The sequence below is a fragment of the Rothia sp. HMSC069C03 genome, assembly GCF_001811075.1.
In the GTDB taxonomy this organism is placed as follows: Bacteria; Actinomycetota; Actinomycetes; order Actinomycetales; family Micrococcaceae; genus Rothia; species Rothia mucilaginosa.
In genome coordinates this window covers 213,007-234,735 of record NZ_KZ627137.1, presented here as the reverse complement: position 1 = coordinate 234,735, position 21,729 = coordinate 213,007, and the positions used below count along the sequence as shown (strand labels likewise).

27 protein-coding genes are annotated in these 21,729 nt (G+C 57.1%); 1 reads left to right on the top strand and 26 read right to left on the bottom strand.

Translation table 11 applies throughout. From position 1 onward, the window contains the following. Positions 1-96: 96 nt before the first annotated feature. The gene (mscL, locus tag HMPREF2779_RS05165) at positions 97-477 is read left to right on the top strand and encodes a large conductance mechanosensitive channel protein MscL (protein ID WP_049331947.1); all 381 of its coding nucleotides are present in this window, start codon (positions 97-99) and stop codon (positions 475-477) included. Between the two features lie 172 nt (positions 478-649). Here the strand turns inward: mscL and glmM are convergent, their stop codons facing one another. The 26 genes from glmM to HMPREF2779_RS09180 form a co-directional block, all read right to left on the bottom strand. Next, positions 650-2,008: a phosphoglucosamine mutase gene (gene glmM / locus HMPREF2779_RS05160; protein WP_105360982.1), complete on the bottom strand. Its 1,359-nt coding sequence runs from the start codon at positions 2,006-2,008 to the stop codon at positions 650-652. Between the two features lie 242 nt (positions 2,009-2,250). Continuing rightward, a complete protein-coding gene (gene ppk2, locus HMPREF2779_RS05155; protein WP_070685614.1) occupies positions 2,251-3,315 on the bottom strand; it encodes a polyphosphate kinase 2 in 1,065 nt (354 codons plus the stop codon). Positions 3,316-3,495: 180 nt separating this feature from the next. After that, entirely contained in the window at positions 3,496-3,987 is a 492-nt protein-coding gene (gene rpsI, locus HMPREF2779_RS05150; protein WP_005505036.1) for a 30S ribosomal protein S9, read from the bottom strand. 32 nt (positions 3,988-4,019) lie between these two features. Continuing rightward, the gene (rplM, locus tag HMPREF2779_RS05145) at positions 4,020-4,463 is read right to left on the bottom strand and encodes a 50S ribosomal protein L13 (RefSeq protein ID WP_005505035.1); all 444 of its coding nucleotides are present in this window, start codon (positions 4,461-4,463) and stop codon (positions 4,020-4,022) included. A gap of 364 nt (positions 4,464-4,827) precedes the next feature. Next, complete coding sequence (gene truA, locus HMPREF2779_RS05140) at positions 4,828-5,793, bottom strand: tRNA pseudouridine(38-40) synthase TruA (protein ID WP_105360981.1); 966 nt, start codon at positions 5,791-5,793, stop codon at positions 4,828-4,830. Between the two features lie 173 nt (positions 5,794-5,966). Further along, on the bottom strand, positions 5,967-6,620 hold the full coding sequence (gene rplQ, locus HMPREF2779_RS05135) for a 50S ribosomal protein L17 (protein ID WP_005505032.1): 654 nt from the start codon (positions 6,618-6,620) through the stop codon (positions 5,967-5,969). Positions 6,621-6,725: 105 nt separating this feature from the next. After that, positions 6,726-7,718 (bottom strand): DNA-directed RNA polymerase subunit alpha, encoded by a 993-nt coding sequence (locus HMPREF2779_RS05130; RefSeq protein ID WP_070685619.1) that lies wholly within the window; start codon positions 7,716-7,718, stop codon positions 6,726-6,728. A gap of 138 nt (positions 7,719-7,856) precedes the next feature. Continuing rightward, a complete protein-coding gene (rpsK, locus tag HMPREF2779_RS05125) occupies positions 7,857-8,264 on the bottom strand; it encodes a 30S ribosomal protein S11 (protein WP_005505028.1) in 408 nt (135 codons plus the stop codon). A 68-nt stretch (positions 8,265-8,332) separates the two neighbouring features. Continuing rightward, positions 8,333-8,701, bottom strand: a complete 369-nt coding sequence (rpsM, locus tag HMPREF2779_RS05120; protein ID WP_005505026.1) for a 30S ribosomal protein S13 — start codon at positions 8,699-8,701, stop codon at positions 8,333-8,335. Between the two features lie 179 nt (positions 8,702-8,880). Next, positions 8,881-8,994 (bottom strand): 50S ribosomal protein L36, encoded by a 114-nt coding sequence (gene rpmJ, locus HMPREF2779_RS05115; protein WP_004005257.1) that lies wholly within the window; start codon positions 8,992-8,994, stop codon positions 8,881-8,883. Positions 8,995-9,118: 124 nt separating this feature from the next. Then, positions 9,119-9,340, bottom strand: coding sequence for a translation initiation factor IF-1 (infA, locus tag HMPREF2779_RS05110; RefSeq protein WP_005505018.1), 222 nt, complete (start codon positions 9,338-9,340; stop codon positions 9,119-9,121). A gap of 287 nt (positions 9,341-9,627) precedes the next feature. Then, entirely contained in the window at positions 9,628-10,842 is a 1,215-nt protein-coding gene (rlmN, locus tag HMPREF2779_RS05105) for a dual-specificity RNA methyltransferase RlmN (RefSeq protein ID WP_105360980.1), read from the bottom strand. Positions 10,843-10,966: 124 nt separating this feature from the next. Continuing rightward, on the bottom strand, positions 10,967-11,806 hold the full coding sequence (gene map, locus HMPREF2779_RS05100; protein ID WP_105360979.1) for a type I methionyl aminopeptidase: 840 nt from the start codon (positions 11,804-11,806) through the stop codon (positions 10,967-10,969). A 120-nt stretch (positions 11,807-11,926) separates the two neighbouring features. Further along, a complete protein-coding gene (locus HMPREF2779_RS05095) occupies positions 11,927-12,490 on the bottom strand; it encodes an adenylate kinase (RefSeq protein ID WP_005505015.1) in 564 nt (187 codons plus the stop codon). Further along, a complete protein-coding gene (gene secY / locus HMPREF2779_RS05090; protein WP_070685625.1) occupies positions 12,487-13,794 on the bottom strand; it encodes a preprotein translocase subunit SecY in 1,308 nt (435 codons plus the stop codon). Before secY ends, HMPREF2779_RS05095 begins: the two co-directional genes overlap by 4 nt. A gap of 281 nt (positions 13,795-14,075) precedes the next feature. Then, positions 14,076-14,522 carry a 50S ribosomal protein L15 gene (rplO, locus tag HMPREF2779_RS05085; protein ID WP_105360978.1) on the bottom strand — a complete coding sequence of 149 codons (447 nt, stop codon included), beginning with the start codon at positions 14,520-14,522 and terminating at the stop codon, positions 14,076-14,078. 2 nt (positions 14,523-14,524) lie between these two features. After that, positions 14,525-14,731, bottom strand: coding sequence for a 50S ribosomal protein L30 (rpmD, locus tag HMPREF2779_RS05080; protein ID WP_004005265.1), 207 nt, complete (start codon positions 14,729-14,731; stop codon positions 14,525-14,527). Positions 14,732-14,733: 2 nt separating this feature from the next. Beyond that, positions 14,734-15,378, bottom strand: a complete 645-nt coding sequence (gene rpsE / locus HMPREF2779_RS05075; protein WP_199774565.1) for a 30S ribosomal protein S5 — start codon at positions 15,376-15,378, stop codon at positions 14,734-14,736. A 29-nt stretch (positions 15,379-15,407) separates the two neighbouring features. Then, positions 15,408-15,767, bottom strand: a complete 360-nt coding sequence (gene rplR, locus HMPREF2779_RS05070; RefSeq protein ID WP_005505006.1) for a 50S ribosomal protein L18 — start codon at positions 15,765-15,767, stop codon at positions 15,408-15,410. 2 nt (positions 15,768-15,769) lie between these two features. Then, on the bottom strand, positions 15,770-16,306 hold the full coding sequence (gene rplF / locus HMPREF2779_RS05065) for a 50S ribosomal protein L6 (RefSeq protein WP_049338084.1): 537 nt from the start codon (positions 16,304-16,306) through the stop codon (positions 15,770-15,772). A 27-nt stretch (positions 16,307-16,333) separates the two neighbouring features. Beyond that, a complete protein-coding gene (gene rpsH, locus HMPREF2779_RS05060) occupies positions 16,334-16,732 on the bottom strand; it encodes a 30S ribosomal protein S8 (RefSeq protein ID WP_005505003.1) in 399 nt (132 codons plus the stop codon). A 73-nt stretch (positions 16,733-16,805) separates the two neighbouring features. Further along, the gene (gene rplE / locus HMPREF2779_RS05055; RefSeq protein WP_005505001.1) at positions 16,806-17,366 is read right to left on the bottom strand and encodes a 50S ribosomal protein L5; all 561 of its coding nucleotides are present in this window, start codon (positions 17,364-17,366) and stop codon (positions 16,806-16,808) included. After that, positions 17,366-17,701, bottom strand: a complete 336-nt coding sequence (gene rplX / locus HMPREF2779_RS05050) for a 50S ribosomal protein L24 (protein WP_005504988.1) — start codon at positions 17,699-17,701, stop codon at positions 17,366-17,368. Before rplX ends, rplE begins: the two co-directional genes overlap by 1 nt. A 3-nt stretch (positions 17,702-17,704) precedes the next feature. Next, positions 17,705-18,076 carry a 50S ribosomal protein L14 gene (rplN, locus tag HMPREF2779_RS05045; protein ID WP_005504986.1) on the bottom strand — a complete coding sequence of 124 codons (372 nt, stop codon included), beginning with the start codon at positions 18,074-18,076 and terminating at the stop codon, positions 17,705-17,707. A 659-nt stretch (positions 18,077-18,735) separates the two neighbouring features. Next, positions 18,736-19,926: a YncE family protein gene (locus tag HMPREF2779_RS05040; protein WP_070685632.1), complete on the bottom strand. Its 1,191-nt coding sequence runs from the start codon at positions 19,924-19,926 to the stop codon at positions 18,736-18,738. 960 nt (positions 19,927-20,886) lie between these two features. Continuing rightward, on the bottom strand, positions 20,887-21,729 hold an 843-nt coding region (locus HMPREF2779_RS09180; protein WP_233992279.1), incomplete at its 5' end, for an LPXTG cell wall anchor domain-containing protein.

Here is a 21,729-nt window from a genome sequence, read left to right as displayed (position 1 = left end):
CCGCAGAACCACTGTGAAGAAAAACATATGCTTTACAACGAAAATTTTCTCAGAATATGGCATTTTCTGAGGCGAAAAGGCGCTATTCTATATCTCATGCTTAAGGGTTTTAAAGATTTTGTAATCCGCGGTAACGTCATCGACCTCGCAGTTGGTCTGATTATGGGTACCGCCTTCACCGCTGTGGTGACCTCGCTTGTCCAGGCCGTCCTGATGCCGGCTATCTCCATGCTGGTTGGCTCCCCCAACTTCGACAACTTCCTGGTCTTCGGCCAGATCAAGGTTGGCGTGTTCCTGACCGCTATTGTCAACTTCATCCTGATTGCAGTTGCTGTGTACTTCGCAGTTGTTGTGCCCACTCAGAAGCTGACTGAACTCGCGCTGGCTAAGAAGAAGGCTGAAGACGAGGCTATTGAAAAGGAAGAGACCGAGCTTGACCTCCTGAAGGAGATCCGCGACGCTCTGGCAAAGAAGTAATTTCTCTGCTCTCTAACACTAACTTTCGAACCCCCGTATCCCTGTGGATACGGGGGTTTTCCGTATCCACATCCCCTACGACCACCCAAGATAACGAAGAAGGGCGGGGAAGGTAACCCCTCCCCAGCCCTTCTCTATCCTCCACTGCGGTCTTCACACCGGAAGAATACGTTTAGAGTGCCAATTCCTTAGCCACAACGTCAGCCAGCTGCTGAGCAACCTCATCAGCCTGCTCCTGGGTTGCAGCCTCAACCATCACGCGGACCAGAGGCTCAGTGCCGGATGCACGCAGCAGCACGCGGCCGCTCTCACCCAGTACGCTTTCAGCCTCGCTCACGGCGGTGGCGAGCGCCTCGTTAGTCTTGACCGCCGCACGGTCAACGCCCTTGACATTGATCAGGCGCTGCGGGGTGGGCTGCATGCGGGATGCCAGCTCCGAGAGAGTCTGACCGCTACGAGCCACCTCTGCAGCCAGCTGGATGCCGGTCAGAACGCCGTCACCGGTGGTTGCGTAATCGCTCATGATAACGTGGCCGGACTGCTCGCCACCGAGGTTGTAGCCGTGCTCGCGCATAGACTCGAGGACGTAGCGGTCGCCCACAGCGGTGCGGCCGAGGGTAATGCCGTGCTCGCGCAAGTACAGCTCCAGGCCCAGGCTGCTCATCACGGTTGCGACGAGGGTGTCCTTTGCGAGCTTGCCTTCGCGCTTAGCAGCAACAGCAAGGATAGCCATGATCTGGTCGCCGTCTACCAGCTTGCCCTTTTCGTCAACTGCCTGGCAACGGTCCGAGTCGCCGTCGTGGGCGATGCCGAGGTCCGCGCCGTGCTCAACGACTGCTGCCTGCAGCTTCTCGGGGTGGGTGGAGCCCACGCCGTCGTTGATGTTGGTGCCGTTGGGCTCTACAGCCAATGCGATGACCTCTGCACCCAGTGCCTCGAAGGTTGCCGGGGATGCCGCGTAGGCCGCACCATTTGCGCAGTCCAGAACAATCTTCAGGCCAGCAAGCGGCTTGCCTTCAGGCAGGGTGGAGACCAGGTGCTTCACGTAAGCCTCGGTACCGTTCTCCAGGGGCTTGACGGTACCCACAGCGCCACCGGTCGGGTAGCGGAAGGACTTCTCGCGGTAAACGCGCTCAATAGCATCCTCAACGGAGTCTTCCAGCTTCTGGCCACCACGAGCCAGGAACTTAATGCCGTTGTCCGCTGCGGGGTTGTGCGACGCAGAAATCATCACACCGAAGTCAGCACCGGTGTGTGCCACCAGGTAAGCTGCTGCGGGGGTGGGGACAATGCCGGCGTCCAGTACGTCAACACCTGCGCTAGCGAAGCCAGCCTTCATCGCAGAGACAATAAAGTCTGCAGAGGATCGGGAGTCATTTGCGATCACAGCACGGGGGCGTACGCCCTCTTCTACCGTGTCAAAGCCCAGCACAATAGAGGCCGCCTGCGCGAGCTCCATAGCCAGGGCGGGAGTAATTACATCGTTTGCCAGACCGCGTACGCCGTCGGTTCCAAAAAGTCGTTCAGTCACCCTTTTATTTTACGATGCGCATAACTCTCCTCAGGCGTATACACCGCATTTTCTTCAGAATCAGAAAGTGATTTTCAGCGGCTACATATCTGCTCCATAGCTAATGTTTCTATAGACACGCAAAGGTGCCTGCTCTCAGTTCCCAGAGAGGGGAAAGAGAGGCAGGCACCTTCACAGTGCAAGCTGTTTGTCGGTTATATCGCCGCAGGGTCGAGTTGTTGCTCTCCCCTATCTATCAACGCTTACTTGACGACCGGGAAGCCATCGGGAGAGTCACCGGACTCATCCTCGAAAACGTCCGATGCAGAGCGGACGATCAGCGAGTCGAGCTCGCCCACGACTGCCTCATCCTTGGAGGGGTAGTCGAACTGGGAGAGCACGTAACGCATTGCTTCCAGACGTGCGCGCTTCTTGTCGTTGGACTTGATAACGGTCCAGGGGGCGTCACCGGTGTGGGTGTAGAAGAACATTGCTTCCTTCGCCGCGGTGTAGTCGTCCCACTTGTCCAGGGATGCCAGGTCGGTGGGGGAAAGCTTCCACTGACGAACCGGGTCGGTACGGCGGGAGGTGAAGCGTGCAAGTTGCTCTTCGCGGGTGACGGAGAACCAGAACTTGATGATGTGGATACCGGAGTTCACCAGCATGCGCTCCAGGTCCGGAACTTCGCGCATGAACTCGAAGTACTGTGCCTGGGTGCAGTAGCCCATAACGCGCTCAACACCGGCACGGTTGTACCAGGAGCGGTCCATCAGGACGATTTCGCCGCCGGAGGGCAGGTGCTTGATGTAGCGCTGGAAGTACCACTGGGTCTGCTCGATGTCAGTCGGCTTCTCCAGCGCCACAACACGAGCGCCACGGGGGTTCAGGTGCTCGGTGAAACGCTTGATGGAGCCGCCCTTACCTGCTGCGTCGCGGCCTTCGAAGATAATCAGAATCTTCTGACCGGTGGACTTCGCCCAGAGCTGCAGCTTCAGTAGCTCAATCTGCAGGGCGCGCTTTTCCTTCTCGTATGCCTTACGGCTGAGCTTGGTGTCGTAGGGGTAGCCCTTCTTCCATGCCTGCGAGGTTTCGTCGTCCTTCTTACCACCGAGGGCACGGGTGAGGGAAGCCATTTCGTCCAGCTCTGCCGAGTAGTCTTCAACGACGGAGGTACGGCGTGCCTGGGGCTTCAGGGCTTCCTTGATGGCTTGTTTCTTCTCAGAACCGGTGTGTGCGTGTGCGCCTTCAGCGGCGTGGTGGTGGGATTCAGTCTGAGGAGCCTCCACTGCCTTCTCTTCGGGCTGGGTGGAGGGATTCTGCTCTGCCATGAGTACTCTTTTCTTCCTGTCTGCTTTGACTCTTTAACTCTACCGGTGTGCTCTTCGATGAACAAACGTAACAGTTATATGCACCCTATAACCTTGTAACGCTCACGGTAAGTAGATACGCAAAACGCCCCGAATCTCCCGAAGGAGAAGCGGGGCGTAACGCTTCGTAAAAACCAGCGATTAACGCTTGGAGAACTGCGAAGCCTTGCGTGCCTTCTTAAGACCAGCCTTCTTACGCTCGATGACGCGTGCGTCACGGGTCAGGTAGCCAGCCTTCTTCAGTGCGGGGCGGTTGTTCTCGCGGTCGATCTCGTTCAGTGCACGAGCGATACCCAGGCGCAGAGCACCTGCCTGACCGGAGGGACCACCACCGTTGATGCGTGCGATGACGTCGTATGCACCCTCGAGCTCCAGGAGCTTGAAGGGCTGGTTGACGTCCTGCTGGTGCAGCTTGTTGGGGAAGTAGTCTTCCAGGCTACGACCGTTGATGGTCCAGTTGCCGGAACCGGGCACAACGCGAACGCGTGCCACTGCTTCCTTGCGGCGACCAACTGCTGCGCCTGCAACGGTCAGTGCCGGACGTGCTGCCTTAGCCGCTGCGGGGGCAGCGGACTCCGAGGTGTAGCTGGTCAGCTCTTCCTCGACTACGATCTGCTCTTCGTTCTGAGCCACGATTTCTCCTATTGTTTCTTCGTAGGCCCGAATTACTGGGCGACCTGGTTGAATTCGTAGGTCTTGGGCTGCTGTGCCGCGTGCGGGTGCTCGGGGCCAGCGTAGACCTTCAGCTTCTTGAGTTGCTGTGCAGCGAGCTTGTTCTTGGGCAGCATGCCCTTAACAGCCTTCTCAACCGCGCGAACGGGGTTGGTCTCAAGCAGCTCTGCGTAGTTCACGGACTTCAGACCGCCGGGGTAACCCGAGTGGCGGTATGCACGCTTCTGCTCGAGCTTTGCACCGGTCAGGGCGACCTTCTCAGCGTTCACGATGATAACGAAGTCACCGGTGTCAACGTGCGGAGCAAAAGTCGGCTTGTGCTTACCGCGCAGCAGGATAGCGGTCTGGCTTGCGAGGCGGCCGAGAACAACGTCGGTGGCGTCAATGACGTGCCACTGGCGCTCGACTTCGCCGGGCTTGGGAGTATAAGTGCGCAAAATATTGGCCTTTGTCTCGAAATGTACATACGGCGCTTAGTTGGGTATCGCGCCTTTTACTTACGTGCATGACGAACACCCGGGTGAGGACCGAGCTGCCGCCCGTTCTGCCCGTACTCTAGACCGCCTTAACGTCCTGCAACTAGACAGCGATTTAGAGCGCGCTCGGGTAGAACACGCACAACATATCAAGACTATACAGGACGTCGAGTGCTTAATCCACCGCCAAAGCCTTAAAAATAGGGCTTTTTTGTCTTAAACACATTTTAAATTCCATCCGTGTAATTCACCTGAGGTAGTTGCGCTCCCCCGCGACGCTTCACAGCGCATGAGCAACGTGACGGGGCTCAATATATACAGGGCGTTAAGCGCTCTGTGCTTCGTGGTCCTCGCGCTTTGCTCTAGCACGTTCCGCCTGTTCTCCATACAACTCCGGGGCAGGGTAGTAAATCTCAGCTAGTGCCAGAGCATGCGGAGGCGCCAGAGTCAGCGAAGCCTCGCGTCCCGGGTTCTCGATCCGCTCACGCAACCAGGCGGCATCACGTTTACCCGTGCCGTAGAGCACCAACGCACCCACAAGTGAACGCACCATGTGATGACAGAAGGCATCAGCCACCACGCGCGCCTCAATAAGGCCACTTTCAGTACGAGTGAAGCTGAGTTCTCGTAGCTCACGAATCGTAGTCGCGCCTTCACGCGGCTTGCAGAAGGAGAGAAAATCACGCAGACCGAGTAGCTGCTGCGCCGACTGGTTAAGATCAGCACAATCCAGGTGCTCAGGTACCGCCCAGGTGTAGGTACGATGCAGAGGGTTAAGACCGTCCGCCGCGCCATCTGCAATGCGATATACGTAGCGGCGACCGGTAGCCGAGAATCGCGCATCAAATTCAAAAGAAACTTCACTCACGCGGTGAATCTGAATAGCGCCCTGCAGCATACCACGGACATTCTTCGGCAAGTTCAACTGTTCTTCCGCATCGTAGAGGCAGCGTTGTAGAGCACCGGTGAGGCGGCGCCCCAGGGCAGCCGTCGGGTCGTCCTCCCCCGTTCGACCTTGCAGGCGAGTCCAGTCCTCATCGTTCAGATCGCAATGCAGGGTCTGGGCCTCCGCATGCACACCGGCATCGGTTCGGCCCGCGACCACCGCACGGTGAGGCGCCCGCAAAATCAGTTCAAGGGCATTCTCAATGACCCCCTGCACGGTAACCAGGTTCGGTTGGGCAGCCCACCCGCTAAAAAGAGAACCGTCGTAGGCACAATCAATTCGCACGCGGTGCGTAGCAGTGAAGGGCTGTTCTTCACGGTTCTCTAAAGCAGTAGCGTTATGCATTGGTGTGCCTTTCAGCGGTAAAGGACGGTTGAAGAATACGGATCGGCTCTTGTATAGCGAATGCGCAAGAACCGTCTCCTCGTTAAGTATGCATATACACCAATCCGCCGCCCACAGCAGTGGACGGCGGATTGACATATTTTAGGCTTAGCCTAAATCAGCTGGGATCCGTATTACTCGGAAACCTTCTGTGCTGCTGCGCCACCTGCGGGGGCGTAACCTGCAGCCTCTGCCGACTCAGCGGAGTCGAACCAGATTTCAGCCTTGGTGCTGGAGTACCAGCGGGAACCGGGCACGTGGTACTTCATGGAATCGGCGTTACCCTTAACCTCGAAGCCCTCGGGAGCCTCGCCGGACTCCAGGGGTGCGTGGGAGCCTGCGGGCAGGCCCTCAGCTGCTTCAGCCTTGGGAGCCTCAGCTGCCTTCTCAGCAACCTTGGTTGCCTCAGCAACTGCACCCTTGGTTGCAACGGGCTCCATGACGAGCTCGATGACTGCCATGGGAGCGTTGTCACCCTTACGGTTACCGATCTTGATGATGCGGGTGTAACCACCGGGGCGCTCTGCCATTGCCGGAGCAATAACGGTGAAGAGCTCGTGCACAACGGACTTGTCGGTGATGGAACGCAGCACGCGACGGCGAGCAGCCAGGTCGCCCTTCTTACCGAAGGTGATGAAGCGCTCTGCCACCGGACGCAGGCGCTTTGCCTTGGTCAGGGTGGTGGTGATGCGCTTGTGCTGGAACAGCTGCGCCGACAGGTTGTTGAGCATGTGGCGCTCGTGGGTCGGGGAACCGCCGAGGCGGGGACCCTTAGTGGGAGTAGGCATAGTTAAATCTCCATAGTTGCGTTCCCTAACGCCCCAGCAGCGGAGCCTCTTAGGGAATCAAGTTTGACTGATCCCGGTGGAACCGGGTGAACTATTCGGTCGAAATTATTCGCCGGAACCGTCTTCGTCATCAAGCGGGTGTGCAGCAGGCTCGAAACCGGGAGGGGAGTCCTTCAGAGCCAGGCCGAGCTCGATGAGCTTTGCCTTGACCTCGTCAATGGACTTAGCACCGAAGTTACGGATGTCCATCAGGTCAGCTTCACTGCGGGTCACGAGCTCACCCACGGTGTGGATGCCCTCGCGCTTGAGGCAGTTGTAGGAGCGGACGGACATGTTCAGGTCCTCGATCGGCAGTGCCAGATCAGCGGCCATGGACTCGTCGGCGGGCGACGGGCCAACTTCGATACCCTCAGCTGCAATGTTCAGCTCACGTGCCAGGCCGAAGAGCTCGACCAGGGTGCTGCCTGCAGAAGCAACGGCGTCACGCGGTGCGATGGCTTCCTTGGTTTCGACGTCCAGAGTCAGGCTGTCGAAGTCGGTGCGCTGCTCAACACGGGTCGCGTTCACGCTGAAGGTAACCTTCAGAACCGGGGAGTAGATGGAGTCAACCGGGATACGGCCAATCTCGCCATCGCCGACCTTGTTCTGAGCTGCAGTCACGTAGCCGCGACCGCGCTCGATAACCAGCTCAGCGTTGAAGTTTGCCGAGGCGTTCAGGGTTGCCAGGTGCAGTTCCGGGTTGTGGATCTCCACGCCAGCGGGAACCTCGATGTCGCCTGCGGTCAGTTCACCTTCGCCCTGCTTGCGCAGGTAGGCCACGACGGGCTCGTCGTTCTCAGAAGAGATGGAGAGCTTCTTGATGTTCAAGATAATCTCAGTGACGTCCTCGGTCACGCCGGGAACGGTGCTGAACTCATGCAGTACACCATCAATGCGGACGCTGGTAACAGCGGCGCCGGGGATGGAGGACAGCAGAGTACGGCGGAGGGAGTTACCCATGGTGTAGCCGAAACCGGGCTCCAGAGGCTCGATGGTGAAGCGCGAGCGGTTGGGCGCTACGACCTCTTCAGTCAGAGTGGGGCGCTGTGCAATAAGCACTTTGTTTCCTTTCGGTGAGCTCCGCTATATGAGCCCACAGGTTGGGGAAAACATATCTTAGGAAGCAGACGGGTGTCTGTACTCTCCGGGTACAGCTCCGTGGAGCGTACCCGTCGAGGGATTAGGTCAGGGACCTAATTAGACGCGGCGGCGCTTCGGGGGACGGCAACCGTTGTGTGCAACGGGGGTAACGTCCTGGATCGAACCGACCTCGAGGCCTGCAGCCTGCAGGGAGCGGATTGCGGTTTCGCGACCGGAACCGGGGCCCTTGACGAACACGTCAACCTTGCGGACGCCGTGCTCCTTGGCGCGGTTTGCAGCAGCCTCAGCAGCCAGCTGTGCGGCGTAGGGGGTGGACTTACGGGAGCCCTTGAAGCCCATGTCGCCAGCGGAGGACCAGGAGATCACTGCACCGGTGGGATCGGTGATGGAGACGATGGTGTTGTTGAAGGTCGACTTGATGTGAGCCTGACCAGCAACGATGTTCTTGCTAACCTTGCGGCGGTTGGTCTTACGAGCTGCCGCAGCGCGAGTCTTGGGAGGCATTTTTGATTCTCCTACAAAGGTTTTCTAATACGTTGGTCGGATAGAGATATCCAACAGAGCAACGTTGCTTACTTCTTCTTACCTGCGACGGTACGCTTCGGGCCCTTGCGGGTACGTGCGTTAGTCTTGGTGCGCTGACCGTGAACCGGCAGGCCGCGGCGGTGGCGCAGGCCCTGGTAGGAACCGATTTCAACCTTACGGCGGATGTCAGCTGCAACCTCGCGGCGAAGATCACCTTCAACCTTGTAGTTGCCTTCGATGAAGTCACGAAGTGCCACGAGCTCCTGGTCGGTCAGGTCCTTGACGCGGGTGTCAGGGTTGACGCCGGTAGCAGCGAGGGTTTCGTGTGCACGGGTCTTGCCCACGCCGTAGATGTAAGTGAGAGCAACTTCCACGCGCTTTTCGCGGGGAATATCAACTCCAGCGAGACGTGCCATACTGGCTTCTCCTTGTTGTTTTCCAGAGGTCTATAGCATCACTGCCCGGGTTGTTCTGACCCGGTCCCCGGCCTCTGAGTCCGGAGGTATCCGAAGTCGCCTCGTGGGCGTTGCTTCGGAGCGGTGCCTATGACAGTTCCGCCCTCTGTTGGGGCGGTTATGAAGTCAGCTGCTAGGGATTAGCCCTGGCGCTGCTTGTGGCGCGGGTTTTCGCAGATCACCATGACCACACCGTGACGGCGGATCACCTTGCACTTATCGCAGATCGGCTTAACGCTCGGCTTGACCTTCATCGCATTCCTTTTGATTGCAACTTGATTACTGGCGAGATAAGAGGTTCCCTCACTTACGTTGGGGAACTGCGTTATCCCTTTGAACACGATTTAAACGCCGCCAGAGGCGACGTTTATCTCGGGTTTACTTGTAACGGTAGACGATACGACCTCGGGAAAGGTCGTAGGGGCTCAGTTCCACTACTACTCGGTCCTCAGGCAGGATGCGAATGTAGTGCTGACGCATCTTGCCCGAGATGTGTGCGAGAACCTTGTGGCCGTTATCCAGCTCAACACGGAACATCGCGTTGGGCAGAGCTTCAACCACAGAGCCTTCAATCTCGATGACGCCGTCTTTCTTAGCCATATCCTCCGCTAACGTCGGTGCCCGTCGCAGGTGCGGCGGGCAATTGTATCTTCTGTTTGTGAGCCCACCTCGGTGAGGCGCTAAGGCGTTTTAAGGCGCACTTAACACTGGCACAAACAACCAACTGTTAACTCTACGGCAAAGAGCATGGAAAAACAACCGTGATTTTTATGACATCAGGCACTTAATGTTTAAAAGGAAGAAGCCCCTCCCCCACGTTCCTGAAAGTCTTATTGACTTCCCTCCGGCAGGAAAGGGGCACCGTTCACCGTTGGCAGCTCAACTGCTTAGTCTTCCTTTGCAGCCAGCTGACCGCATGCACCATCAATATCGGAACCGCGAGTATCACGAATAGTCGTCGGAATACCGTGGGCACGCAGACGCTCAACAAAGTTCTGCTCAACGCCCTTACGGGATGCCGTCCACTTCGAACCCGGGGTCGGGTTCAGCGGAATCGGGTTCACGTGCACCCAACCACGGCCGCGCTGCGCCAGCTTCTTACCGAGCAAATCCGCACGCCAGCCCTGATCATTAATATCGCGAATCAGCGCGTACTCAATGGAGACGCGGCGGCCGGTCGTACGGTAGTAGTCGTACGCAGCGTCCAGAGTCTCGTCAACCTTCCAACGCTGGTTAATCGGGATTAGCTCATCACGCAGCTCATCATCCGGAGCGTGCAGAGACAGCGCCAAAGTAATGGGCAGCTTCTCCAGCTCAAACTTACGAATACCCGGCACCAGACCCACGGTCGACATGGTCAGACCACGAGCAGAAATACCGAGGCCCTCGGGCGAAGGGTCAATCAGGCGGTGCACAGCGCCCATGGTTGCCTTGTAGTTAGCGAGCGCCTCGCCCATACCCATGAAGACAATGTTGGAAACACGCAGCGGACGAGTATCCTCAGAGCCGCCTTCTGCTTCTTCCAGGCCCTTCATCTGCTTCAGGTAGCGGGCACCGGCAACAACCTGCTCCACAATTTCAGCGGTGGACAGGTTACGGGTCAAACCCTGCTGACCGGTTGCGCAGAAGGGGCAGTTCATACCGCAGCCAGCCTGCGAAGAAATGCACATGGTCACGCGGTTGTCATAGCGCATGATGACGGACTCAATGAGCGCACCATCAAAGAGGCGGTGCACAACCTTCAGGGTGTCGCCACCGTCAGCCTCGAGGGTACGGACCGGAGTCAGAAGCTGGGGCATCGCCTGAGCAACCATCTGCTCACGATCCTTAGCCGGCAGGTCAGTCATCTCGGCGGGGTCAGTGACCAGACGCTCAAAATAGTGCTTGGACAGCTGGGACGCACGGAACGACTGGTAGCCCAGTTCCTTCAGAAATTCGCGGCGGCCAGCCATATCGAAGTCAGCGATGTGCTTGGGCGGCTTCGCACGGCGCGGTGCTTTCAGGGCAATCTGGCCGGGTGCGGGGCGAACGTTTGAGATTTCAACCGGCACCTTGGTCGCAGTGGGCGCGGTTGCCTCGCCGCTGTTGAGAGTTTCGCTCATGGAGCTTCTTCCTTGTGATGTGGATGCTTTCGGATGCGCTATCACGCACCGGACCGGATTCGCCGGTGTCTTCGGGTGGAGGTGGGGTAGCTAAAGGTGGGTTCCCCTTCCCCAGAGGTGGGACTTAGGCGGGGATCGGAACCGGGGTTACTCCGAAGCGAGCAAGTTCGCTTGCGCCGCCGTCTTCTGCGGTCAGAACCCAGATGCCTTCGCTGTGCACAGCAACGGAGTGCTCCCATTGGCATGCATCGGAGCCGTCAACGGTCACAACGGTCCAGTCGTCAGAGAGTACCTTGGTCTCGATGGAACCAGTGACGAGCATCGGTTCGATAGCGAAAGCCATGCCGGGCTTAATCTTCGGGCCCATGTCACGTACTGCGTAGTTCAGTACGTCCGGCACCATGTGCATCTGGGAACCGATACCGTGGCCCACGTAGTCTTCAATGATGCCGTACTTATCGCCGTATTCTTCGGTCACGTACGCTTCGATGGCAAGACCAATTTCGCCGACCTTCTTTGCACTAGCCAAAGCGGCAATACCGTGCCACATTGCCTCGCGGGTGACGGCGGAGAGCTCCGCGCGGGCTTCGCTCACATTGTCACCGACCAGCACGGTACGTGCCGAGTCGCCGTGCCACTGGCGATTGGTGGCGGGGTCGATGACGTATGCGCCACCGTCGATGGAGAGAATATCGCCGCCCTTGAGCACGTAGTCGCCGGGGATGCCGTGAACAACCTCGTAGTTGACGGAGGTGCATACGGTCGCCGGGTAGTCGTAGTAGCCGTAGAAGTTGGAGGTGCCACCCAGCTCCAGCATGGTGCGTTCAAAGGCGGCGTTCACCTCTGCGGTGGTTACGCCGGGGCGGGCTGCCGCCACTGCCGCATCGAGTGCACGGCTGGTAATGACGCCTGCACGAGCCATCTGCTGAAGCTGTGCATTGGTTTTGATTTCGACTCGTGCCATTCTGGCTCCTTAGGTATGTGGGGCAGTACGCCCAAGCTTAGAACTCTACAGACAGCACTGTACCCCCGCAAGTCTTTGTGATGCATCATGCATCCCAAATTGCGGGGGTACAGCAGAAGATTACTTCAGAGCGTCGAGGATGCGCTCGGTGACTTCAGCAATCTCGCCGAGGCCGTTAACTTCCTTGACAATGCCGCGTTCGCGGTAGATTGCGATCAGCGGTGCGGTCTCTTCTTCGTAGACCTTCAGGCGGTGACGGATGACCTCTTCGTTGTCATCGGTGCGACCCTGCTCTGCTGCGCGGTTGAGCAGACGCTCGACGAGTTCGTCGTTGTCTGCAACCAGCAGGAGAACGCGGTCGATCTTCTCGCCCTTGGCTTCGAGGATGGAGTCCAGCTCGTGCACCTGGGAGGTGTTGCGGGGGTAGCCGTCGAGCAGGAAGCCGTTGACGACGTCGCTTTCCTCCAGGCGTGCGCGCACCATGTTGTTGGTGACGGAGTCGGGAACCAGGTTGCCGGAGTCGATGTACGACTTCGCTTCCTTGCCCAGCTCGGTCTCTTCCTTGATGTTCTTGCGGAAGATATCACCGGTGGAAATCGCGGGAATCTTCAGTGCTTCAGCAATCTTGACGGCCTGGGTGCCCTTACCTGCACCGGGAGGGCCGACGATGAGCAGACGGTTCATCGGAGCAGTCCTTCGTAGTTTCGTTGTTGGAGCTGAGCGTTGATCTGTTTGAGAGTATCAAGACCAACACCCACCACGATCAGCAGCGAGGCGCCACCGAACGGGAAATTCTGGTTTGCGTTGAATAGGATAAGCGCTACCAGGGGAATCATGGAAATTACACCGAGGTAAAGTGCGCCAGGCAACGTAATTCGGTTGAGTACGTAGCTGAGGTAACGCTCGGTGGGCTTACCGGCACGGATACCGGGGATAAAGCCACCGTACTTCTTCATATTGTCCGCTACTTCTACCGGGTCGAAGGTGACCGCCACGTAGAAGTACGCGAAGCCAATAATCATGAAGAAATAGAGAGCAATGTACAGCGGATGATCGCCGCGCACCAGGTATGCGTTGATCCAGTTAACCCAGTCCGGCGGAGTGGAGCCGTTGGTGGGGGTGTTGAACTGGGCAATCAGACCGGGCAGGGTCAGCAGGGAGGAAGCGAAGATCAGCGGGATCACGCCGGCCATGTTGACCTTGAGCGGAATGTAAGTGTTGGTGCCGCCAATAGTGCGTCGACCAATCATGCGCTTTGCGTACTGCACGGGGATACGGCGAACGGACTGCTCCACGTAAACCACAGCGAGCATGACCAGCAGGCCGATGCCGGAGACGGCTGCGAAGATACCCCAACCGTGGGTGCGTTGGATGGAGCCCAGAGCGCTCGGGAAGGAAGAAGCGATAGAGGTGAAGATCAGCAGGGACATACCGTTACCGACGCCACGCTCGGTAATCTGCTCACCCATCCACATGATGACGGTGGTACCTGCACACAAGGTGACGATAATCAGCAGGATGTGCAGTACGTCGTCCTGGGGGATGATGCCGGGGCAGTTACCCAGCAGAACGCCGGAGCGCGCCATCGAGACGATGGTGGTTGCGTTCAGCAGAGCAAGAGCGATGGTCAGGTAGCGGGTGTACTGGGTGAGCTTTGCCTGGCCCTGTGCGCCTTCATCGTGTAGCTCCTGGAATCGCGGGATGACCACGCGCAGCAGCTGGATGATAATGGACGCGGTAATGTACGGCATCACGCCGAGGGCAAAGATCGAAAGCTGCAGCAGTGCGCCACCGCTGAAGAGGTTGACGATATCGTAGACGCCACCGCTCGTAACATTGGCGTTCAGACACTGCTGTACATTTCCGTAGGAAACGCCTGGCGCGGGGATGAAAGTGCCCACGCGGTACAGCACAATCATTGCCAGGGTAAACAGCAGCTTACGCCGCAAATCGGCGGTCTTAAAGACTCGCCCGAATGCGCTCAGCACATGTCCTCCTGTAAGTCTATGGGGCGCCCATTCCTCTGAAGGATTTTTAGGGCGCAGTAAACACATCTTCCAGTCTATCGTGTTTGGAGCAGGTAACGATAACTCCCTAGCAGATTATGTAGCTTTTATATTCTCTTAGCGTGATTTCTGAACACTAAATGTGGCGTGCACCAAGCGTTCAAATATACGAATACAGGAATATATCCCTGTTGTGAGTCTTTTCGAGCAGCAAAAAGCCCCCGCCGTACAGTGTACGGACGGGGGCTTTCTCGTCTTGAAGACTACTTAACGGTTACAGAACCGCCAGCGGCCTCGATCTTCTCGATAGCGGAAGCCGATGCCTTGTCGACAACAACGTTCACCTTGACGGAGATTTCGCCGTTGCCCAGAACCTTCACGAGCTCGTTCTTGCGAACGGCACCCTTAGTAACCAGTGCCTCGACGGTGACGTCGCCACCGTTGGGGAACAGTTCCTGGATGCGGTCCAGGTTAACAACCTGGTACTCGGTGCGGAAGGGGTTCTTGAAGCCGCGCAGCTTCGGCAGGCGCATGTGCAGCGGCAGCTGACCGCCTTCGAAGCCTGCACGAACCTGGTAACGTGCCTTGGTACCCTTGGTACCGCGACCTGCGGTCTTACCCTTGGAGCCTTCACCGCGGCCAACGCGGGTCTTTGCCTTGTGGGCACCCGGTGCCGGGCGCAGATCGTGAATCTTGATAGCTTCTGCCATCTTTACTTGACCTCCTCAACCTTCACCAGGTGAGCAACGGTGTTAACCATGCCAACGGTGACGGGGTCAGCAGTGCGGACTACCTTGTTGCCGGGGCGCTTGAGGCCCAGGGAACGCAGGGTGTCGCGCATGTTCTGCTTCTGACCAACATAGGACTTGACCTGGGTGATTTCCAGCTTTGCGTCGCTGGGCTGAATACGCTTGGCCATTACTACGCACCTGCCTTTTCAGACTTGGTGTTGCGCAGGTAGCTGGGGATAACCTCATCGGTGGGCAGGCCACGGCGGGCTGCCACTGCCAGGGGCTCCTCAAGCTCCTTGAGTGCTGCAACAGTTGCGTGAACGATGTTGATCTGGTTCGAGGAACCGAGCGACTTGGACAGCACATCGTGAATGCCTGCGCACTCGAGTACTGCACGCACGGGGCCACCTGCGATAACACCGGTACCAGCGGTTGCCGGACGGAGCATCACAACGCCTGCAGCTGCTTCACCCTGCACGCGGTGCGGGATGGTGCGGCCTTCGATGCGGGGAACGCGGAAGAAGTTCTTCTTTGCTTCCTCGACACCCTTGGAGATTGCTGCGGGAACTTCCTTAGCCTTACCGTAGCCAACGCCGACCAGGCCGTTACCGTCACCAACGACGACCAGTGCGGTGAAGCTGAAGCGACGACCACCCTTGACGACCTTGGAAACGCGGTTGATGGTCACAACGCGCTCGATGTACTTGTCCTTCTCCTCCTCGCGAGCGCGGTTGTTACGGCGCTCACCACGGCCACGACGCTCGCCGCGGGTGTTGCGGCGCTCCTCGCGCTGGTTGGAGGTCTCAGCGGTTTCAGCTACTACTGCTTCGCTCACCTGAGTTTCCTTTACGTTCTGCTCGCTCATTAGAGTGCAAGACCTCCCTCGCGTGCACCGTCAGCAACGGCTGCAACACGGCCGTGGTACTTGTTACCACCGCGGTCGAACACGACTGCCTCAACACCAGCTGCCTTGGCGCGCTCTGCAACGAGCTCACCAACGCGCTTTGCCTTAGCGGTCTTGTCCAGGTCAGCTGCACGCAGCTCTGCTTCCATGGTGGAAGCGGATGCCAGGGTTACGCCCTTGACATCGTCGATAACCTGAACGAACATGTGACGGGTCGAACGGGTGACGCACAGGCGCGGACGCGCAGCGGTACCCGAAACGTACTTGCGGATGCGAGCGTGACGACGTGCACGCTGCGCTGCCTTCGACTTGATAGCCATGTTTACTTACCAGCCTTTCCGACCTTGCGGCGGATGTGCTCACCTGCGTAGCGAACACCCTTACCCTTGTAGGGATCGGGCTTACGCAGACCACGAATGTTTGCTGCAACCTGACCAACGAGCTGCTTGTCGATACCCGACACGGTCAGCTTGTTAGCACCCTCCACTGCGAAGGTAATACCCTCGGGAGCGGTGATGTTGATCGGGTGGGAGTAGCCCAGAGCGAACTCCAGGTCGTTACCCTTCGGGGTCACACGGTAACCGGTACCAACGATTTCCAGCTTCTTCTCGTAGCCGGAGGTAACGCCGATAATCAGGTTCTGAATCAGGGTACGAGTCAGACCGTGCAGCGAGCGAGACAGGCGCTCGTCGTTCGGACGAGATACAAGGATCTCGTTTTCGTTCAGAGCCACGGTGATGGGGGAAGCTACCTTGTGGGAGAGCTCACCCTTCGGGCCCTTAACGGTGACCAGGTTGCCATCGACCTTAACCTCAACGCCGGCGGGAACCGAGATGGGGAGACGTCCAATACGTGACATTATTCTCTTCCTTTCTCTTCTAACCGACTACCAGATGTAAGCGATGACTTCGCCGCCCACGCCCTTCTTCGCTGCCTGCTTGTCAGTGAGCAGACCCGAAGAGGTGGACAGGATTGCGATGCCGAGGCCACCCAGAACCTGGGGCAGGTTGGTGGACTTTGCGTAGGTACGCAGGCCCGGCTTGGAAATACGACGCACGCCAGCGATGGAACGCTCGCGGGACGGACCGTACTTGAGGACGAGGGTCAGGGTCTTGCCGACCTTTGCATCCTCAACCTTCACGTCGGCGATGTACCCCTCAGCCTTCAGGATCTCTGCAATGCGAGCCTTCAGCTTGGAGTAGGGCATGGATACGGTGTCGTGGTATGCGGAGTTTGCGTTACGCAAACGGGTCAGCATATCTGCGACCGGATCAGTCATAGTCATTGTGGGCTTTAGCCCTTCCTCGTTGTGGTTTCCCTACCCCGCGGTAACGGGGTCTGGACCTACAACGTAGTCGTTAGTTGGTCTTGAACGGGAAGCCCAGTGCCTTCAGGATTGCACGGCCTTCTTCGTCGGTCTTCGCGGAGGTCACCACGGTGATGTCCATACCACGCACGCGGTCAATCGAGTCCTGATCGATTTCGTGGAACATGGACTGCTCGGTCAGACCGAAGGTGTAGTTACCGTTACCGTCGAACTGGCGGTCCGAGAGGCCGCGGAAGTCGCGGATTCGGGGCAGTGCCAGGGTGACGAGGCGGTCCAGGAATTCCCACATGCGGTCGCCACGCAGGGTAACGTGTGCACCAATGGGCATACCTTCGCGCAGCTTGAACTGTGCGATGGACTTCTTAGCGCGGGTAACAATCGGCTTCTGACCGGTGATTGCGGTGAGATCGCGGATTGCGCCGTCCATGAGCTTTGCGTCGCGAGCTGCCTCGCCGACACCCATGTTTACGACGACCTTAACGATCTTCGGGGTCTGCATGACGTTCTCGTACTTGAACTCTTCCTGCAGAGCGGGAACGACGACCTCAGCGTACTTGGTCTTGAAGCGGGGGGTGATCTTGGTTTCGGTCATTAGATGTCCTTACCCGAACGCTTAGCAACGCGCACGCGAACGGTGCGCTCCTTGCCGTCACGCTCTACAGTCTCGAGGCGGAAACCAACACGGGTCGGCTTCTTGGTCTCGGGGTCAACAATCGCAACGTTAGAAACGTGGATCGGTGCCTCAACCTTCTGAATGCCGCCTGCTGCGCCGGTCAGGGGGTTAGCCTTGGTGTGCTTGGTGACGACCTTGACGCCCTCAACAATCACGCGGTTTTCCTTGGGGAGAACCTTCAGAACCTTGCCCTGCTTGCCCTTATCTGCACCGGAAATAACCTGAACCAGGTCGCCGGACTTGATCTTAGCCATGAATTAGAGCACCTCCGGAGCCAGCGAAACGATCTTCATGAACTTCTTGTCGCGAAGTTCACGACCCACGGGGCCGAAGATACGGGTACCACGGGGATCACCATCAGTGTTCTTCAGGATCACTGCGGAGTTCTCGTCGAACTTGATGTAGGAGCCGTCGGGACGACGGGTTTCCTTCTTGGTGCGGACGACGACTGCCTTGACAACGTCACCCTTCTTTACGGTACCGCCGGGGATTGCATCCTTGACGGTTGCGACAATAATGTCGCCAATGCCTGCGTAGCGACGCGAGGAACCACCGAGAACACGGATGGTCAGGATTTCCTTCGCACCAGTGTTGTCGGCGACCTTCAGTCGCGACTCCTGCTGAATCATATTTCTCCTGTCGTCTCGCCGGTTCCGACTCGCTTTAGGCGCGAGCCAGCCTTGCGGAACATTTTTACGGGATTGGTTGACGCCCCGGGCCCCATCTCTATGGAAGGGGTTAGCGGAAACGCCTGGGGCAAACCCATGCCAGAAGCATTTGGACCCGCGTGAAGCGGGCGTATCCCACCCGTAAGTAGCGGCATTATGCACTGGCACGAGAAGCCCGTGGTTGTGCGGCTACTTGGATACAGCCACACAGTCTTAACACTGTACAGGAAGCAGGTATCTAGCGCAAGGGCTTGTTAACTATGATTTCGGTCTCCACTACCCTATCCACTAAGACAATGCATGCATCGGAGACCAAAAACCTCATACCCCACATCAACACCGAGCGAGAAGGTAGCTTATTTGACACTTAAAGCAGGAGGCCCCTTCGTGTAGTTCCTGACGCATAAGAAACTGAAGGGGCCTCGAGAAATCTACCAAACAATGTGTAAAACAAGGATGGTAGATATTTATATTTTACTACGTTTTAATGCTCCACCACGACAGACTTGCCGTGGCCTAGCGATAGGATCACCCCATCCCTACCCCCCCGCTAGTGCGCACACAGGGCTAGAGAGCGACAGTGACTATTTTGGGTATGCCACCTGCTCTTCACTCTGCAGCTATGACATATATACTTTCGCGATACCATCACGAACGATAGGACGAGGTGCTTCTCCCGGACGGCTTTCTTCCGCAGCCTCATGGTATTCGCCAGAGCGTGCATCCAGCACATAGGAAACCTCAACTGCGGGGTAGTCCCCCGCCTTGTCGATAGCGATGACGCTCCCGTCCTTCAGCAGGACCTGGTGGTTAATACGGGTCGGGGCTACCTGCAAGGTCTCGATGACGGTTCGGTTGAGCGTGTCAATGACAGTGATAGTTCCACCGCCCGCAACTGCAGGCTCTCCCTTACCACCAAAATCAGCAACATAGAGCAGCTGGCGTTCTGCATCGAGCAAGATATCGGTGGGCATTTTGCCGAATGGGAGATAAGCGAGGTGTTCACCCTCAAAACTCAGAACATATAGACCGCCGTTTTTACCCTCGCGCCCCTGTGCAGAGACATACAGTTCGCCGCGCGTTGAATCAATCCCCACGCCGTGAATACCGATTGGAGCATTGGCGTCTTCCCCGCCAGTCACGGGCAACCTACGTACGAGCCCCCAGGTGTTCATATCCACAACCCAGATTTCATCTCGCATACTATTCGGGATGTACAGGCGGCTACGAGCTTCATCAGCTACGGCCCCTAGTAGCATAGCGGGACCGTCTCCTTGAAGAGAGCTAACCGCGCGTTCTCCTTCTGCGTTAGGCGCAGCGATTACCTGGTAACCACCCATTCCGGTCACGAGTACGGCACCGCTGGGTGCAACGTATAGCTCACGCGGAATTAGCATCTCCACTCCTAGAGCGAGAGAATCCCATACGAGCGCTAGGTCTTTTTGGGAGTATGCGGATACCGAGTTTGTGCGGGTTCCTCCGGTCCAGAGAAGCTCCCGCTCGTTGTCTGCTGCTAGACCGTAGGCAGCCTGGATTTGGAAGAGGTTCTCTAACCCGGGGTTATTTTCCGGGATAGCAGGCAGAACAGCCGTCTTCTCAACCTGCAGGGTATCTGCGTTTATGCGTGCGATTGTTGCGCAGAGAGTACCGTGGGTCTTTGTGTGATTGAAGCTTCCGCTTACGAAAAGAACGTCCTCTTCAGGGTTGTATGCCACTTGATACTGCCCAGCGAGCCCCGCAGAACGATCCACGGAAAAACGGTTGGCGTCCAGGGTGCTCTTCTGCCCTTCTCCTGCGACTGAGGGAACCATAGATATCTCCAGAATTGTGTAGGTTGGAGGCTAGCTCACCTCATATTTTGCGGGCTTAGCATCCGGAGCTTTCTGTTATATATCTTACGCTTCACCCTCCACTTTGAGGCTTTTCTGGCGTAGTCCATGCGCTGCGCCGTTCATAATTAAGAGGCTCTATATCGGTAGCACATAATGCTCCCCCTATGCTTTGAGCAGGGCAGTTTTACTCAATGAAAGCTTCGTATTCTGCATATAATCACCACAATAGGCATCAATCTAGAGCTTGTGACATCTTATAGAATTTATAAGTTTATCCTGAGGCATCTAGAGCCATGGATTTTGTAATATTTCGTTACCTCTGAACCCTTCTCAAAGCAGTGTTCTGAAAAAATCTGCTTAAAAATTTAGAAATTAAGGTTTGTTTTTTCAAAAATCAAGTTTTTTGGTAATAAACGCGCTTCAAGGTGCGAAAATCAGCGAGATGTACCATAATAGAAGAGACGCATGCGTCAAATAAGAGGTTCGGTCCTTATCGGACAGATTTCTTGGGTCCCTTTTTCCTCGCTAATCCGTTTGTCTAGGGACCGAACCTCGCTTTGACACTAAACCCGCACTTCGGTGCGGGTTTTCTTTATATCTGAGGCGCTAGAACCCTACATTTCATTCTTTGGGGGCTGTTAAGTCGTCAAATATGGGCGAGCGAGTGCAGAGGGGGGTGCCTCCCCCCCCTCTCTCATTCATTCCCTATTCCCCATCCCCCGCTGCTACTTCTGACCCTGGTCTAGGTCTTCCGCCTATATAACAGGCATATATGCAAACCGAAAGGGGCGGTACCCATCAAATCGATGGGTACCGCCCCTTTCAATGTGTATCGGCAGTTTCAGAGAGTCAATCGGGTTCTTGAATATCTAGTAGATTCCGCTCTGCCTCTTTAGCTACTACCGAGCGGTAGTATCTTGGACTGCCGTGGGGTACGGGCTATGCCTTGCGGCGACGTGCTACCAGCACAGTTGCACCAACGACCAGGGCAAGAACGCCAATTCCGGCTGCAATGACGACGCCCGAAGCACCGGTGTTAGCCAGTGAAGACTTCGAGGAGTTCGAAGAAGTCGAGCCGTTGCTGGAGGAGGTGACGTTCTGCGACGAAGAGCCGGAGGTCTTCGGGGCGGTGCTGTCCTTCTTCTGAGCCTCAGAATTCATAGAGTCCACGGGAGCCTTGGACTGATCCTTCGCCTGGTCCTTAGAATCTGCAGGTGCGGAAGGCTCTGCAGAGGGGTTAGTTACAGGTGCGTTAGCCGACTCGGATGCCTTCGGCTCCGAAACCTTCGGCGCAGGTGCCTGGTTTTCAACGCTGAAGGTGTACTCTACGGCAACGCCACCACGTACGTTATCGTTCTCTGCCAAAGAACCAGAGAGCAGGTAGATAGCAACGCTATCGCCGGTCTTCAGTTCTTCAGTCAGGTTAGAGTTTGCCACGGTGGGGCGGTCGATGGTTGCGGTGAAGTTACCGTTTTCGTCCGCCTTGATGTATGCCCAGATGCCTGCGCTATTGCCTTCAACGCCTTCGAGCTTGGGCTCTTCCTTCGCGGAAATAGCGCCCTTGTTCAGCTTGACGGCGATAACGGAGCCCTTACCGTCCAGAGTCTTGAAGCCTTCACCGCGGAAGGTCAGCTTCTGGCCGTCCCAGGTCTTGGGGAAGTAGACCTTAGCACCGTCCTTGTACTCGTGCACAACCTCATTGGAATTTGCGCTTTCGGAGGGTGCCGGGGTGCTGGGTTCGGGCTTTGTGGACTCGCTCGGAGCCGGAGTAGTCGGCTCAGG

Excerpts from the sequence above, each read along its gene's own strand:
- rlmN (WP_105360980.1), bottom strand. The coding sequence starts at position 10,842 with ATGAGCGAAACTCTCAACAGCGGCGAGGCAACCGCGCCCACTGCGACC.
- rplX (WP_005504988.1), bottom strand. The coding sequence starts at position 17,701 with ATGGCTAAGATCAAGTCCGGCGACCTGGTTCAGGTTATTTCCGGTGCA.
- truA (WP_105360981.1), bottom strand. The coding sequence starts at position 5,793 with ATGCATAACGCTACTGCTTTAGAGAACCGTGAAGAACAGCCCTTCACT.
- rplO (WP_105360978.1), bottom strand. The coding sequence starts at position 14,522 with ATGGCAGAAGCTATCAAGATTCACGATCTGCGCCCGGCACCGGGTGCC.
- rpsH (WP_005505003.1), bottom strand. The coding sequence starts at position 16,732 with ATGACTATGACTGATCCGGTCGCAGATATGCTGACCCGTTTGCGTAAC.
- rpmJ (WP_004005257.1), bottom strand. The coding sequence starts at position 8,994 with ATGAAGGTCAAGCCGAGCGTTAAGCCGATCTGCGATAAGTGCAAGGTG.
- rplE (WP_005505001.1), bottom strand. The coding sequence starts at position 17,366 with ATGACCGAAACCAAGATCACCCCCCGCTTCAAGACCAAGTACGCTGAG.
- rplQ (WP_005505032.1), bottom strand. The coding sequence starts at position 6,620 with ATGCCTACTCCCACTAAGGGTCCCCGCCTCGGCGGTTCCCCGACCCAC.
- HMPREF2779_RS05040 (WP_070685632.1), bottom strand. The coding sequence starts at position 19,926 with ATGGTTCCCTCAGTCGCAGGAGAAGGGCAGAAGAGCACCCTGGACGCC.
- ppk2 (WP_070685614.1), bottom strand. The coding sequence starts at position 3,315 with ATGGCAGAGCAGAATCCCTCCACCCAGCCCGAAGAGAAGGCAGTGGAG.
- infA (WP_005505018.1), bottom strand. The coding sequence starts at position 9,340 with ATGGCTAAGAAAGACGGCGTCATCGAGATTGAAGGCTCTGTGGTTGAA.
- mscL (WP_049331947.1), top strand. The coding sequence starts at position 97 with ATGCTTAAGGGTTTTAAAGATTTTGTAATCCGCGGTAACGTCATCGAC.
- rplN (WP_005504986.1), bottom strand. The coding sequence starts at position 18,076 with ATGATTCAGCAGGAGTCGCGACTGAAGGTCGCCGACAACACTGGTGCG.
- map (WP_105360979.1), bottom strand. The coding sequence starts at position 11,806 with ATGGCACGAGTCGAAATCAAAACCAATGCACAGCTTCAGCAGATGGCT.
- rpsK (WP_005505028.1), bottom strand. The coding sequence starts at position 8,264 with ATGCCTCCCAAGACTCGCGCTGCGGCAGCTCGTAAGACCAACCGCCGC.
- HMPREF2779_RS05095 (WP_005505015.1), bottom strand. The coding sequence starts at position 12,490 with ATGAACCGTCTGCTCATCGTCGGCCCTCCCGGTGCAGGTAAGGGCACC.
- rplF (WP_049338084.1), bottom strand. The coding sequence starts at position 16,306 with ATGTCACGTATTGGACGTCTCCCCATCTCGGTTCCCGCCGGCGTTGAG.
- rplR (WP_005505006.1), bottom strand. The coding sequence starts at position 15,767 with ATGGCTATCAAGTCGAAGGCAGCGCAGCGTGCACGTCGTCACGCTCGC.
- rpmD (WP_004005265.1), bottom strand. The coding sequence starts at position 14,731 with ATGGCCAAGCGTATTCAGCCCAGCGACGCAAAGCTGGAAATCACCCAG.
- rpsM (WP_005505026.1), bottom strand. The coding sequence starts at position 8,701 with ATGGCACGTCTCGCTGGAGTTGATATTCCCCGCGAAAAGCGCGTGGAA.